The sequence below is a fragment of the Rhizobium sp. RSm-3 genome, from assembly GCF_001854685.1.
Taxonomy (GTDB): Bacteria; Pseudomonadota; Alphaproteobacteria; order Rhizobiales; family Rhizobiaceae; genus Rhizobium; species Rhizobium ecuadorense.
In genome coordinates this window covers 144,661-157,977 of sequence record NZ_MAWZ01000002.1, presented here as the reverse complement: position 1 = coordinate 157,977, position 13,317 = coordinate 144,661, and the positions used below count along the sequence as shown (strand labels likewise).

11 protein-coding genes are annotated in these 13,317 nt (G+C 62.9%); 5 read left to right on the top strand and 6 right to left on the bottom strand.

Features of this window, described 5'->3' with window-relative positions; genetic code table 11:
• Window positions 1-2: 2 nt before the first annotated feature.
• From BBJ66_RS03950 to BBJ66_RS03935, 4 genes are all read right to left on the bottom strand, one after another.
• A complete protein-coding gene (locus tag BBJ66_RS03950; protein ID WP_071085170.1) occupies window positions 3-2,294 on the bottom strand; it encodes a chemotaxis protein CheA in 2,292 nt (763 codons plus the stop codon).
• A 16-nt stretch (window positions 2,295-2,310) separates the two neighbouring features.
• Complete coding sequence (cheY1, locus tag BBJ66_RS03945) at window positions 2,311-2,676, bottom strand: chemotaxis response regulator CheY1 (protein WP_003570362.1); 366 nt, start codon at window positions 2,674-2,676, stop codon at window positions 2,311-2,313.
• Window positions 2,673-2,969, bottom strand: coding sequence for an STAS domain-containing protein (locus BBJ66_RS03940; RefSeq protein ID WP_003545491.1), 297 nt, complete (start codon window positions 2,967-2,969; stop codon window positions 2,673-2,675). The genes cheY1 and BBJ66_RS03940 overlap by 4 nt, the downstream gene beginning before the upstream one ends.
• A 63-nt stretch (window positions 2,970-3,032) precedes the next feature.
• On the bottom strand, window positions 3,033-4,661 hold the full coding sequence (locus tag BBJ66_RS03935; protein WP_071085168.1) for a globin-coupled sensor protein: 1,629 nt from the start codon (window positions 4,659-4,661) through the stop codon (window positions 3,033-3,035).
• A 626-nt stretch (window positions 4,662-5,287) separates the two neighbouring features.
• On the opposite strand from BBJ66_RS03935, the gene BBJ66_RS03930 reads away from it, so the two are divergent.
• Window positions 5,288-6,709 carry an ArnT family glycosyltransferase gene (locus BBJ66_RS03930; RefSeq protein ID WP_071085166.1) on the top strand — a complete coding sequence of 474 codons (1,422 nt, stop codon included), beginning with the start codon at window positions 5,288-5,290 and terminating at the stop codon, window positions 6,707-6,709.
• A 24-nt stretch (window positions 6,710-6,733) separates the two neighbouring features.
• On the opposite strand, the gene BBJ66_RS03925 is transcribed toward BBJ66_RS03930, so the two are convergent.
• Entirely contained in the window at window positions 6,734-6,988 is a 255-nt protein-coding gene (locus BBJ66_RS03925; protein ID WP_049733158.1) for a helix-turn-helix domain-containing protein, read from the bottom strand.
• Window positions 6,989-7,067: 79 nt separating this feature from the next.
• On the opposite strand from BBJ66_RS03925, the gene ybaL reads away from it, so the two are divergent.
• The 4 genes from ybaL (at window position 7,068) to BBJ66_RS03905 (ending at window position 12,840) form a co-directional block, all read left to right on the top strand.
• A complete protein-coding gene (gene ybaL / locus BBJ66_RS03920; protein WP_071085165.1) occupies window positions 7,068-8,888 on the top strand; it encodes a YbaL family putative K(+) efflux transporter in 1,821 nt (606 codons plus the stop codon).
• A 54-nt stretch (window positions 8,889-8,942) separates the two neighbouring features.
• Complete coding sequence (locus BBJ66_RS03915; RefSeq protein ID WP_071085163.1) at window positions 8,943-9,323, top strand: hypothetical protein; 381 nt, start codon at window positions 8,943-8,945, stop codon at window positions 9,321-9,323.
• Window positions 9,324-9,406: 83 nt separating this feature from the next.
• Window positions 9,407-11,956, top strand: a complete 2,550-nt coding sequence (secD, locus tag BBJ66_RS03910) for a protein translocase subunit SecD (protein ID WP_049733113.1) — start codon at window positions 9,407-9,409, stop codon at window positions 11,954-11,956.
• A gap of 173 nt (window positions 11,957-12,129) precedes the next feature.
• Window positions 12,130-12,840, top strand: a complete 711-nt coding sequence (locus BBJ66_RS03905; protein ID WP_071085161.1) for a sensor histidine kinase — start codon at window positions 12,130-12,132, stop codon at window positions 12,838-12,840.
• Between the two features lie 19 nt (window positions 12,841-12,859).
• Here BBJ66_RS03905 and BBJ66_RS03900 read toward each other — a convergent pair whose 3' ends face one another.
• On the bottom strand, window positions 12,860-13,297 hold the full coding sequence (locus tag BBJ66_RS03900; RefSeq protein WP_071085159.1) for a response regulator: 438 nt from the start codon (window positions 13,295-13,297) through the stop codon (window positions 12,860-12,862).
• Window positions 13,298-13,317: the final 20 nt, after the last annotated feature.

Below are 13,317 nucleotides of genomic sequence, written 5' to 3'. Positions count from 1 at the left end.
CCTTACCCTACCGCTGCTAACGACATTTCTGCTTTGAGCGACTGGCCGCGCGAGGCGCCGACAACCGCGTCGACATCGAGAATGAGAGCGACGCGCCCGTCACCGAGAATGGTGGCGGCGGCAATGCCCGGCACATGGGTGTAGTTGGCTTCGAGGCTCTTGATGACCACCTGGCGCTGACCCTGGATGGCGTCGACCATCAGTGCGCGCTGGCCGCCGCCTTCGGATTCCACCAGAAGCGCCACGCCCTCGACCGGGTTGGCCTGGGTCGCGCGGAAGTTCAGGATGCGGCCGACATCGACCAGCGGGCAGAAAGAGTTGCGGATCGAGATCAGCCGGTGGTTCGCACCGAAGGAGTGGATCGCGGAGGCTTCCGGCTGCAGGGTTTCGACGATCGCGGTCAGCGGCACGACCAGCGTCTGGCCGGCGACGGTGACCACCATGCCGTCGAGGACGGCGAGCGTCAGCGGCAGGCTCATGGTGAACACCGAGCCGTGCCCCGGCTTCGAGGTGATGTTGATGCGGCCGCCAAGCGCCTGGATCGAACGCTTGACGACGTCCATGCCGACGCCGCGACCCGATATGTCGGAGATCTTGTCGGCCGTCGAGAAGCCCGGCAGGAAGATCAGGTTGTCGATTTCCTCGTCCGACAGGTTGGAATCGGCCGGGATGAGGTCGTTGTCGATCGCCTTCTGGCGAACCTTCTCGCGGTTGATGCCGGCGCCGTCATCGGCAAGCTCGATCAGGATGCGTCCCGAACGATGCTTGGCGGTCAGGCGGACCGTGCCTTCGGTGTTCTTGCCGGCGGCTGCGCGCTTTTCCGGCGTTTCGATGCCGTGGTCGACGGCATTGCGGATCATGTGGGTCAGCGGCTCGGCCAGCTTGTCGATGACCGTCTTGTCGACTTCGGTGTTTTCACCTTCGGTGATCAGACGGATTGATTTGCCGGTCATGTCGGCGATTTCGCGGACGATACGCGACATGCGCTGGAACACCGGCTTCACCGGCTGGGCGCGGATCGCCATGACCGAGTCCTGGATCTCGCGGGTGAGCTGCTGCAGCTCCTCGAGGCCCATATTGATCGAGGAGGTGCCGGTGGTGTCGTTCTCGATGACGCTCTGCGACAGCATCGCCTGGTTGATGACCAGTTCGCCGACGAGGTTGATCAGGCGGTCGACACGGTCGAGATCGACGCGGATCGTCTGGCCGGCGCCGGCGGCATTGTTCTGGGCGGCAGCAGCGCTGGCAGCGGCCGCTGCGGCGGCTGCCGATTCCTTCTTCTCGACGCGGGAGGCGGCTGCAGCCAGCTGCGTGACATTGGAGGCAGTCTCGGCAGCGGCAACGGCGGCAGCCGTCTCGGCGGCGGCAGTGCCGGAAACGTCTTCGGCTGCGCCCGATTCGTCCAGGATCGACAGATCGAAGGGAACCGGCACCATCGGCAGTTCGTCGTTGCTGGTCGCCTCAGCCCGTGCTTCCTCGACCGGCTTCACCGTCAGTTCGCAATCCCATTCGGCGAATTCGAAGACGGTGCGAATGGCATCCTCGCCCTTGTCCGTCTTGAGCGTGACGTTCCAGAAGAAATAAGCGCCTTCCGGATCGAGTTCATCGAGGCCCGGCAGAGCATCGCTGTTGCAATAGATGGTCATTTCGCCGAGGCGCGAGAGATCGCGCAACAGCAGCGTGGCGTCATTGCCCTTGGAATAGAGTTCGTAGCGCGGCTTGAAGATGACTTCATAGGCCGGCATGCCGGAACCCGCATCGCCCTCGCCGCCAAAATCGTCGAAGGAAAAGGGGACGGGCTGGAAGCCGCTGTCGTCGGTCGGCTTGGGGGTCGGCGCGGCAGCGGCCGGAACGGGCTTTGCGGCGGCCTTCGGTGCCGGCGCCTCGGCCAATGCCGAGGGAGACGGCAACTCGCCGTTGGCCAGCGCCTCAAGTTCCTTGACGAGGCCGCGGCTGCGGCTTTCATCGACGCTGCCGCCGTCGCGCGCAGCATTCGTCAGGTCGGCGAGAACGTCGGCCGACTTCAGCATCACCTTCAGGACGTCCTGGGTCGGCTCAAGCTTGTTGGATCGAACGCAATCGAGAGTGGTCTCGAAAACATGGGCGAAGGCGACCAGATCATCAAGGCCAAAGGCGCCGGCGCCACCCTTGATCGAATGCACGGCACGGAACACCGCGTTGACGGTTTCGGGATCGCGATCGCCATCATTCAATTTCAGAAGACCGGATTCCAGTTCGGCGAGCTGTTCCTCGCACTCCTGGAAAAAGATCTCTTTGATTTCGTTCATATCCATAGGAGAAAATCCTGATTTAAGCGGTTACGCGCTCAATGGCATCGATCAGCTTGGCCGGGTCGAAGGGCTTGACGATCCAGCCCGTGGCACCGGCCTGGCGGGCGCGGTTCTTCTTTTCCGCGTCGCTTTCGGTGGTCAGGACCAAGATCGGGATCGCCCGATATTTTTCGTTGCGGCGGACACCTTCGATGAAGCCGAAACCATCGAGGCGCGGCATGTTGATGTCGGTCACGATGACGTCAGGATTGGACTCTTCGAGAACTTCGAGACCCTCGACGCCGTCTTCCGCCTGAATCGTCTCGAAGCCGGCATTGTTCAGCGTCACGAGAAGCATGTTTCGGATGGTGCGGGAATCATCCACGGTAAGAACTTTTTTCTTCATTGCCGAATCTCCTTGGCAAGCAGGTGATCAATATTGACGCCCACCAGCTGCATGGTTTTCTGAAATGCGTCGGACACCTTGGAAAAGGTGAATGGCTGCTTGTCCTGCTCCCAGGTCTTCTCGGCGGACATCAGAACCTGGGCACAAAGAGCGCCGATCCGTTCGACGCCGGACGCGTCTATCGACAGACCGCTGCCCCTGAGGGAGAGGAGTTTATCGCGCAAGGCGGAAGCCTCGTTGAGGTCGAGCACCGCTGTCAAATCCAGCGTCTTGCCACTCTTCTTTGCTGCCATCAGCTTTTCCTTGTCCCCTTGTCCCCGGCTCGAGAAGACGAGCTGAGGCAATCATCCGATAGGTTAGTAAACATTCCGCCCACCTCCGACGCTTGCGAAGGGCCGCGGAAGGCTAAAATCATCATTTTCATATTCATCTTCGGCCACAGCCGGACGGGCGGCGGCTTCGATGGCGCGCGGCGGCGTCACACGAACAGGCGCCGGGCGACCGGCATTGGCGTTTTCCCGCGCGATGCGGAATTCGCGAATCGTCTGGCCGAGCTCGACAATGACGGTATGGAGGTGGTCGGCGCCTTCGGCCGAGCGCTCCGCAAGCCCGGCGCTATCCGCCACCTCACCGCCCAGCCCCCTGACGTCTGACGTCACGCTGTCGAGGCTGGCGGCATGTTCGCCGGTCCTTGTGGCGATGCCTGATATGGCGGCGTTGATGTCGGTGACCTGGCGCACGATGCTGCCGATCGAATCCTGTGTGCGGCCGACCATCTGCACGCCGGCGTCGACCTGCGCCTTGGTCGTCGTCACCAGCGTCTTGATCTCGCGAGCGGCTTCGGCGGACCGCTGGGCCAGCGCGCGGACCTCCTGGGCGACGACGGCAAAACCGCGGCCGGAATCGCCGGCGCGGGCGGCCTCGATGCCGGCGTTCAGCGCCAAGAGATTGGTCTGGAAGGCGATCTCGTCGATCGCACCGATGATCTGGCCGATCTTTTCGGCCGACTGTTCGATATCGGCCATGGCGCTGATCGCGCGGCCGACGACCTCGCCGCTTTCCTCGACGGCGGCGCGCGTCGAGGCGGCGGCCTGTTCGGCGGCGCGGCTGTCGGCGGCGCCGTCGCGCACACTGCCGGCGATGCCGGCAAGGGCGGCGGCGGAAAGCTGCAGCCGGTCGGCCTGGCCGGACGCCGTGCCGGCGAACTGCCGGGACAGGCCGGCAAGCGAACCCGTCGCCGCTTCAGCCTTCAGTGTGCGCTCGGTGATGGCGGTGAACTCGGCCTGGAGCCCATCCAATGCGCCGTTCAGCGCGGCGGCGATCGCGGCATGGGCGCCGTCGACGGGGGCGCGCCGCGTCAGGTCGCGGGCGGAAAGGCCTTCGACGACATCGCCAAAGATTCTCACGATCTCGGCCTCGTTGTCGGCGCGCTGTTCGGCGAGCGCGCGGCTCTCAGCGGCGCGCTGGGCGTTGAAGCGCAGCGAGACGGCGATTTCCACATCGACCATGACGATGCGGATGATCGCCGTCATCAGATCGGAGATTTCGCGGGTGCGACGCTTGGCCGACGGCAGCAGCGGACGGCCGGCAATTTCTTCGGCGAGACCGGAAACGACATGCTCGAGCATGACGCCATGGCCGGCCACGTGCCAGCGCGGGTCGAGGCCGATCTTGCTTTCGGTGTCGGACAAAACCTTGACGCGTTCGGCATAGAGGCTGTCGAACCGCGCGTCCGTCAGCACGTCCCAATGCGAGGACTGCAGATCATGCAGGCGCTCGACCTGGCGCTCGCTGTCGAAATTGCGCGCCGCGTCCGGGAATGACTGGAACCTGTGGAAGAGATCGCGCAGACCTGCCTTCAGATGCGCTTCGAGGGCCGGCCGGTTGCGGCGCACCAGCTCGCATTGGTCGGCATCGAGACCGGCAAAGCGCAGACGGTCGCGCAAGCTGCCTGCCTGCGCTCCACGAGCCTGATCTGATGGCATGTCCTGCCTCAACGCTTGTCCCCAACCCACTATCCAGGCGAATGCCTGGTTCAAAACTTTCGCAGCATCCGGACGAAGCAACGCGTCGAGACGGTCCTCACCGCCAGTTGCAACCGGCGGGTCGAAGCCCCCTGATCAGCTATGTTTCGGAGCTGTCTGAAGAGATGGATACCGGATCAACCCGGTACGGCGGGACGGCGTCATGCCTGGTGGGAACGAGTTCATCTTCCCATTCCGACGTGTAAACCAATGTTTATGGTTAATTCCTTGCTTGAAGGTTAATAAGCCCTTCGCAGTGCCGGCTTTTGACGCAATTCAAGGCCGCCCACAGCAAATACTGCGGCGGAGTTGCACGGCTGCTACAAGGCACACGCAAGCTCCGTGTTATAGGCCGGGCGATAACCAAGACATGACGTCGACAAGGACAGAGCAATGATTGTTCTCGGATTGGGTGCCTGCTTGATTGCAATGACGCTGCTTGCCGCCGTCGCCCGCCTGGATTTTCTCGCTGCAAACCGCGATCTCCGCGCGCTGCGGGTGTTCTAAAACCCTCACCTGCCCGTTGGCAGCCCGGCACCTTTGGTGTATCGCACTGGCGCCTTTCATGTCAGCGGAACACTTGGTTCATGTCCCCCAGATCCGGTCTCCTCATTGTTCTCGGCTTCACGCTCTGGCGCGTCGTCACGCTGCTTTTCGATCGGACGGACCTGTTCGTCGATGAGGCGCAGTACTGGTTCTGGGCGCAGAATCTCGATCTCGGCTATTATTCCAAGCCGCCGATGATCGCCTGGGTGATCCGTGGCGTGACCGAGCTTTCCGGCTCCAACGCCATCTACTGGATCAGGCTCTCCGGACCGCTGATCCACATGGCGGCGGCACTGGTTTTGATGAAGGTCGCAAAGCGTTTCGTCGGCCCGGCGATCGAAGGCTGGACGGGCGCGACCTATATCACCCTCCCGGGTGTGGCGCTTTCCTCGGTGTTTTTCTCGACCGACGTGATCCTGCTGTTTTTCATCGCGATCACCTTGCTTGCCTATTTCGGCTTGACGCAGCGGCGCTCGGTCGGGCTGGCGCTGGTCATGGGCCTCGGCGTCGGCCTCGCCTTCCTGACGAAATATGCCGTGCTGTTCGTGGTTCCGGGCGGTGCACTTGCCCTCCTCCTCATTCCGGCGGCGCGCATCGCCATCCGGGATTTCATCATCGCAGTCGCGGTTGCGGCGGTCGTCGCCCTGCCGAACCTCTGGTGGAACCTGCAGCACAACAATACGACGGTGCGGCATACGCAGGACATCGCCCATTGGAGCGACCTCGGCATCAATCTCCGTCGCGGCCTTGAATTCTTCTCCGCGCAATTCGGCGTCGTCGGGCCGATCATCTTCTTTGCCATGCTCTGGGCAGTCTATCGCATGATCAAGGGCAGGAGCGACGATCGGGAAAAGATGCTGGTCTGGCTGTCGATGCCGGTGGTCGTGCTGATCACGCTGCAGGCAACGGTCGCCAAGGCCTATGCCAACTGGGCCGTGACCGCCTATGTCGCCGGCACCATCCTTGCCGTCTGGCTGCTTTATCGGATGTGGCCGAAGGGCCTGAGACTGTCGCTCACCATCAATGGCATCGCCAGCCTGCTCTTTCCGCTGGCGACGATCTTTCCGCAGCAATTGCTGCTGCCGAACGGGGACACGTTGATGAAACGCTATCTCGGCCGCGCCGAGGTCAGCCGCGAGGCCGCCGCACTCGCCGCTCAGGCCGGCACCGACATCATCGTCACCAACAATCGCGACATGGTCGCCGATCTTTTCTATACGCTGCGCGATGCATCCTACAGGATCTATGCGCGGGCGCCCGCCGGCCTTCCCGAGAGCTATTACGAACAGGAATTCGCTCTACCCGCCGACATCACCAGCAAGGTGCTTTTCCTGACGGACGGGTCCCTCACCTGCGCCGCCGAGACGCCCGAAATGCTGAAGACCTGGCAGCCGACGGAAGGCTATTACCGGGGCAAGTCGCTCTCCGTCTACAGGGTCTCCGCCGCCTGCCTGGCGCCCTGAGCCAAGCGATTCCGGTTCAAAGAACTATCTCATGGGCAGGCAGAGGCCGGTGCCAGCCCCTTCGATCTCGACAAATCTGACGCCGCCTTCCTCGAAGGCGAGGCGCAGCTGCGCCTCCGTCGCGCGGTGGATATCGTGGTGACGTCCCTCATAATCGCGGATGGTGCTGCGCGAGACGGCGGCCCTTTCGGCAAGATCGGTCTGGGTCCAGTCGAGCAGGCCGCGCGCCGCCCGGCAGAGAGCCGGGGTCAGAATTGTTTCCCTTGCGCCTTGACCCATGATTATAACTTGCCCATATTGGTCGACATAGACCATATATGTCACATTACAAACAGGATTTCCAGATCGGGAGACAGCAATGCCGCACGATACGCCCTTGATTTCGACAATCGTCGGCGGCCTCGTGCTGGCTTTCATCTTCGGCGCTTTTGCCCATCGGCTGCGCATGCCGCCGCTGGTGGGCTATCTGATTGCCGGCGTGCTGGTGGGACCGCATACGCCGGGTTACGTGGCGGATCAGAGCCTGGCACCGGAGCTTGCCGAAATCGGCGTCATCCTGCTGATGTTCGGCGTCGGGCTGCATTTCTCGCTGAAAGACCTGCTGTCGGTGCGCGGAATTGCCGTGCCCGGCGCGATCGCCCAGATCGCCTTTGCGACCCTGCTCGGCTGGGGGCTTGGCGCCTTCCTGGGCTGGCCGACCGGCGGCAGCCTGGTGTTCGGCCTGGCGCTTTCGGTCGCTTCGACCGTGGTGCTGTTGAAGGCGCTGCAGGAGCGGCGCCTGGTCGAGACGGAGCGCGGCCGCATCGCCGTCGGCTGGCTGATCGTCGAGGATCTCGCCATGGTGCTGGCGCTGGTGCTGATCCCGGCCGCAGCCAGCATCGGCGGTGAGGGGCACGCGCCTGTCGAACCGCTCTCGGCCGGGTTGAACCGGCTGTTCGGCCTCGATCTCGGCATCGGCGGCATGATCGCCATGACGCTGGTGAAGGTGGCGCTGTTCGTGGCGCTGATGCTGGTCTTCGGCCGCAAGCTCATTCCCTGGACGATGCACCGCATCGCCCATACCGGATCACGCGAACTCTTCCGGCTCGGCGTGCTGGCGATCGCGCTCGGCGTCGCCTTCGGGGCGGCCAAGCTCTTCGGCGTGTCGCTGGCGCTCGGCGCCTTCTTTGCCGGCATGGTGCTTGCGGAAAGCGAACTCAGCCATCGCGCCGCCCAGGAAAGCCTGCCGCTACGCGACGCTTTCGCCGTGCTTTTCTTCGTCTCGGTCGGCATGCTGTTCGATCCGAACATCCTGATCGACAAGCCGCTGCTGATCCTCGCCACCATCTTCATCATCGTCATCGGCAAATCCGTCGCCGCCCTGCTGATCGTGCTCGCCTTCAAGAAACCGCTCGGCACGGCGCTGACGATTTCGGCCAGCCTCGGCCAGATCGGCGAATTCTCCTTCATCCTTGCCGCCCTCGGGGTCGAACTCGGGCTGCTGCCGGAGGAAGGCCGCGATCTGATCCTTGCCGGCGCCATCATCTCGATCATCCTCAATCCGCTGCTGTTTTTCCTCTGCGACCGCATGCGGCCGTATTTCGAAGGAAAGCGCGAGGAAAGCGCAGCCGAGCCCGCTGCGCCCTCTGCAGATGCGACCATCACCCAGGAGACCGCGGCGCTCGAGGATGACGACGTGCATCCGACCGCCCTCAGCGGCCATGCCATTCTCATCGGTTACGGCCGGGTCGGCCGGATCGTCGGGCAGAACCTCAAATCATCAGGCACGCCGTTCCTGGTCATCGAGGATTCCGACAAGCGTATCGGCGAACTGAAGGCGCTGGGCATCGAGGCGTTCATGGGCAATGCGGTGGCGAGGGAAACGCTCGATCTTGCCAATCTCTCCGGCGCCCGCAGCCTTGCCATCGCCATCCCGAACGCATTCGAAGCATGCCGCATCGCCGAGCAGGCGCGCAGTGTCAATCCGTCGATCCTCATCGTCGCGCGCGCCCATTCCGATGCCGAGGTCGATGAATTGAAGCAATATGGCGCCGACACCGTCATCATGGGCGAGCGTGAAATTGCGCTGGGTATGGTTGACCGGCTCGCCCAAGTGCATCATGAGGGTGTGCCCTATGAAGACGGGCATGGGCCTGATACACTTATTTCGACGGATGAGCCTCCGCCGCAAAGACAATGAGAGATTGGCGCGCTTTTGAGCCGATACGGGAGTGACATCGCCGGGACGGAGAAGATGGGGCTGGAGCAGCACCGTCTGACGAACCGTGTCGCCGCCTCCCTCCTCGTCGCCATCCTTGCCTATATCGGCCTGCTTTTCGGTGGCAATCTGGTGATCTCGCCGGCCGCCGCCGTCAATACGCTTTCCTCCTCCGGCCGGGATCCGCAACCGCCGCAGCTGACCGCGCGCGATGCCGTGCGCGGCGTGCTTTCCACCGAGCGCAGGCTTGCGCCGAAGCAGGCAGCCTATGACGGCGGATCGCCGGCTCTGGCAACTGCCCCGACCCTCGATTTCGCCGGCTGGACCATTTCAGCCGCCTTTCCGGCATTTGAAGCGCCGTTTCATGCCGCGGTCTCCAGGACCCATCAGCCGCGCGCACCGCCGGCTGCTGCCTGACGTTTGCGCCAAGGCGCTTCCGACATCTGACGACATGCCGCCAGCGCCCAGGCGCCGGCCCCCGATTATCTAAGGAATACAACATGCGTACTTCACCATGGCTGGTGTTCACCTATTCGGTGATCATCGTACTCGGCCTATTGATCGCTCTGCCGAACGCCCTGCCGCAATCCGTCCTTCAGCGCGTGCCGGCATGGCTGCCGCATGAACAGGTGTCGCTCGGCCTCGACCTTCGCGGCGGCTCGCATCTCGTTCTGGAAGTCGACGAAGCCGATCTGACCAAGGAGCGGCTGCAATCGCTGCTTCAGGACGCGCGCCGCGTGCTGCGCGAAAAGGGCATCCAGCCGAAGGCCGTCGTCCGCAGCCAGAACCAGATCGTCGTGACGCTCGCCGATGCCACGCAGAGCGATGCCGCCGTCACCGACCTCAAGACGCTCGCCAACCCGATCAGCACCGGCCTCAGCGCCGGCCAGGCGGATCTTGATGTCACGGCGAACGGAGCCACCATCACCGTCGGCTTCTCCAAGGCCGGCATCTCCGCCAATGTCGACAATGCCGTCCAGCAGAGCCTGGAAGTCATCCGCCAGCGCGTCGACCAGGTCGGCGTCTCCGAGCCGACGATCCAGCGCATCGGCGCCAACCGGGTGCTCGTGCAGTTGCCCGGCGCACAGGATCCGACACGGCTGCGCCAACTTCTCGGCTCCACGGCGAAGATGTCGTTCCACATGGTGGCGCCGAACAACCAGCCCGGCCCGGGCATCACCATGATGCAGGACGATGAAGGCCGGTCCTATGCTGTTCTCGACCGTGTCGAACTCTCCGGCGACCGGCTTTCGGATGCCCGCGTCAGCTTCGATCAGAACACGCATGAGCCGATCGTGAGCTTCCGCTTCGACAGCGCCGGCGCCAGCCGCTTTGCCGAAATCACCCGCCAAAATGTCGGCAATCCCTTCGCCATCGTCCTCGACGACAAGGTGCTGAGCGCACCCAATATCCGCGAGCCGATCACCGGCGGCTCCGGCCAGATCTCCGGCAGCTTCACGGCCGACAGCGCGACGACGCTTGCCGCCATGCTGCGCGCCGGCGCCCTGCCTGCCAAGCTGACCGTCATCGAGGAACGCACTGTCGGCGCCGACCTTGGCGCCGACGCCATCAAGATGGGCATTTATTCCGGCGTCGTCGGCTTTGCCCTCGTCGCTCTCTTCATCTTCGTGCTCTACGGCACCTGGGGCATCCTGGCGAATGTGGCGCTGCTGATCCACACGATCCTGACCTTCTCGGCGCTGACGCTGGTCGGTGCGACGCTGACGCTGCCGGGTATTGCCGGTGTCGTTCTCGGCATCGGCCTTGCGGTCGATGCGAACGTCCTCATCAACGAGCGTATTCGTGAAGAGACCCGCAAGGGCAAGGGCGCCTTTGCCGCCATCGATACGGGCTTCAATCGTGCCTATTCGACCATCATCGACGGCAACATGACGGCCCTGATCGCTGCGGCCATCCTGTTCTTCTTCGGTTCCGGGCCGGTTCGCGGCTTTGCAGTGACCATGGCGCTCGGCCTGATCATCTCGATGTTCACCTCCGTCGCCTTCGTGCGCGTCGCGATGATCGAGATCACCCGCCGCCGTAAGTTCAAGGTGCTGAACATCCGGCCGTTGATCCCGTTCAGCCCCTATGACAAGCACATCGAGTTCATGAAGGCGCGCTTCTTCGGCGTCACCGTTTCGGCGCTGCTTTCGATCGCCTCCGTCGTGCTCTTCATTCACCCCGGTCTCAACTACGGCGTCGATTTCCGCGGCGGCATCCAGATGTCCGTCAAGACCCAAGGGGTGGCCGATCTTGCGAAGTTCCGCGAAGGTCTTGATAGTCTCGGCCTCGGCGAAATCACCCTGCAGTCCTTCGGCGACAAAAGCAGCATTCTCGTTCGCGCTCAGCGGCAGGAAGGCGGCGAAGAGGCGCAGACCGCAGCAGTAACCAAGCTTAAGGCCGAAGTCGCCAAGATCGATCCGACCGCCACCGTCGAAGGCACCGACGTCATCGGCCCGAAGGTCAGCGGCGAGCTTGCCTCGGCCGGCATTCTGTCGGTGGTGATCGCCAGCCTGGCGATGCTGATCTATATCTGGGTGCGGTTCGAATGGCCGTTTGCCGTCGGCGCTATTGTCACACTGGTGCTCGACGTCACCAAGGCGATCGGCTTCTTCGCGATCACCGGCCTCGACTTCAACCTGACAGCCATCGCCGCCATCCTGACGCTCGTCGGTTACTCGGTGAACGACAAGGTCGTCGTCTATGACCGCATGCGCGAAAATATGCGGCTCTATAAGTCGATGCCGCTGCGCGAAATCATCGACAAGTCGATCAACGAGACCCTGGCGCGAAGCCTCTACACCAATGCGACAGCCTTCCTCGCTCTGGTGCCGATGGCGATCTGGGGCGGCAGCGCGGTGTCGAGTTTCGCGATCCCGATGGTCTTCGGCATTCTCGTGGCCGGCGCCTCGTCGATCTTCATCGCAGCCCCGATCCTGCTCTTCCTCGGCGACTGGCGCCGCCGTCACGCCAAGGCGGCATCGGCAACCGAGGGCGCCATCGAAATCATCCCGCCGGAACAGGGTCGCCCGCGCAAGTCGGCGAGCTAAAATCCGCGTGTTGACGCATGCTTGAACAGGGCGCCGGTTGCAGAGCCGGCGCCCTCTTTCTATTGTCGATGACTGCAGAGATAAAATCCTGCAGCGATTCAAAGGATTACAGCGTCGTTGGCGTGTCTGAACAGGATGCGCGGCGCTGTAGCAGAGATCGGGGGAACCGCCAGATGCCATCAAACCCGACGAGACGACCGGAAGAGAACGATAGCAGTGAGGAGCGCATCAAGCGTTTTCTCGCCACCGCCTCGCACGACCTGCAATCGCCGCTGCGCCATATCGCCATGTATGCCGAGCTATTGCTCGACGATCTCCAGGAAACGCTCGACGGCGAACAGCTTCAGAGCCTGCGGATGATCATGGAAAAGGCGCAAACCGCGCAGCGCCTCACCAAGGCATTGATGAACCTTGCCGGCGGAACACCTCAGGTGACGTCCGAAGAGGTCGATCTGCAGGCGCTGGCCGAGAATATCTGGGGCGAGCTGATCGACGAAACCGCGGTCGGCGATGCGACGCTGGAAAGCCAGGGTCAGCCCTCCATCCGGACCGACCCCGCCCTGCTCGGCCTGGTGCTGCGGCATCTGCTGACCAATGCGCTGACCTGGCGCAGCGAAGCGCCGCTGCATGTGGCTATTGCGGCGGAGCGAATGGGGGCGGATTGGTTCATCCGGATTTCAGACAACGGGACGGGTATCGATCCGGCTTACCGGGAGCGGATCTTCGAACCGTTCTGGAAATTGCCGAAGGCGGGAACGCTGCCGGGCGCCGGCCTCGGATTGACGACGGCGCAGGAGTTTCTGACAGCGCTTGGCGGCGATCTCAGCCTCGAACATTCGGATGAAAGCGGAAGCCGCTTCCTCATCCGCCTTCCCGTCGCCTGAGCTACGGCAAGCGTTCCTTTCAGATGCTGTAATCGTCCTTCCAGAAATCCGGGACGTCATAGGTGACATATTCGCGGATGATGTGCTGCAGCGTCTGGGCGTCGATTTCGTCCTTGCCGATGCGGAAATCGACGCCGTAATCCGGGAATTCCTGGAAATAGCCGCCCGAGATGTCGGTCGAGACGACGCCGATCGGGCCGGTGTAGCCGATGCCGCGCAGTTCCGGCACGGTTTCGCGGAAATCGGCGTTCGGCAGAAGGCGATTGTCGAGCAGGATGAGATCGAAACGCGCCAAGCGGATCTTTTCCAGCGCATCACCGATCGATGGCGAATATTCAACCTCGACGGCCGGCTCGGAGAGATCGGCGATCTTCTTCTTGAGCGCCCGGAATTCGATGAATTCGTCGTCGACGAAGAGAACCTTCACGGCATTCTTTCGCACAGTTTCGGTGGTCATCGACTTAACTTCCCCAATCC

Coding starts and splice junctions, on each gene's coding strand:
- BBJ66_RS03950 (WP_071085170.1), bottom strand. CDS start 2,294: ATGGATATGAACGAAATCAAAGAGATCTTTTTCCAGGAGTGCGAGGAA.
- cheY1 (WP_003570362.1), bottom strand. CDS start 2,676: ATGAAGAAAAAAGTTCTTACCGTGGATGATTCCCGCACCATCCGAAAC.
- BBJ66_RS03940 (WP_003545491.1), bottom strand. CDS start 2,969: ATGGCAGCAAAGAAGAGTGGCAAGACGCTGGATTTGACAGCGGTGCTC.
- BBJ66_RS03935 (WP_071085168.1), bottom strand. CDS start 4,661: ATGCCATCAGATCAGGCTCGTGGAGCGCAGGCAGGCAGCTTGCGCGAC.
- BBJ66_RS03930 (WP_071085166.1), top strand. CDS start 5,288: ATGTCCCCCAGATCCGGTCTCCTCATTGTTCTCGGCTTCACGCTCTGG.
- BBJ66_RS03925 (WP_049733158.1), bottom strand. CDS start 6,988: ATGGGTCAAGGCGCAAGGGAAACAATTCTGACCCCGGCTCTCTGCCGG.
- ybaL (WP_071085165.1), top strand. CDS start 7,068: ATGCCGCACGATACGCCCTTGATTTCGACAATCGTCGGCGGCCTCGTG.
- BBJ66_RS03915 (WP_071085163.1), top strand. CDS start 8,943: ATGGGGCTGGAGCAGCACCGTCTGACGAACCGTGTCGCCGCCTCCCTC.
- secD (WP_049733113.1), top strand. CDS start 9,407: ATGCGTACTTCACCATGGCTGGTGTTCACCTATTCGGTGATCATCGTA.
- BBJ66_RS03905 (WP_071085161.1), top strand. CDS start 12,130: ATGCCATCAAACCCGACGAGACGACCGGAAGAGAACGATAGCAGTGAG.
- BBJ66_RS03900 (WP_071085159.1), bottom strand. CDS start 13,297: ATGACCACCGAAACTGTGCGAAAGAATGCCGTGAAGGTTCTCTTCGTC.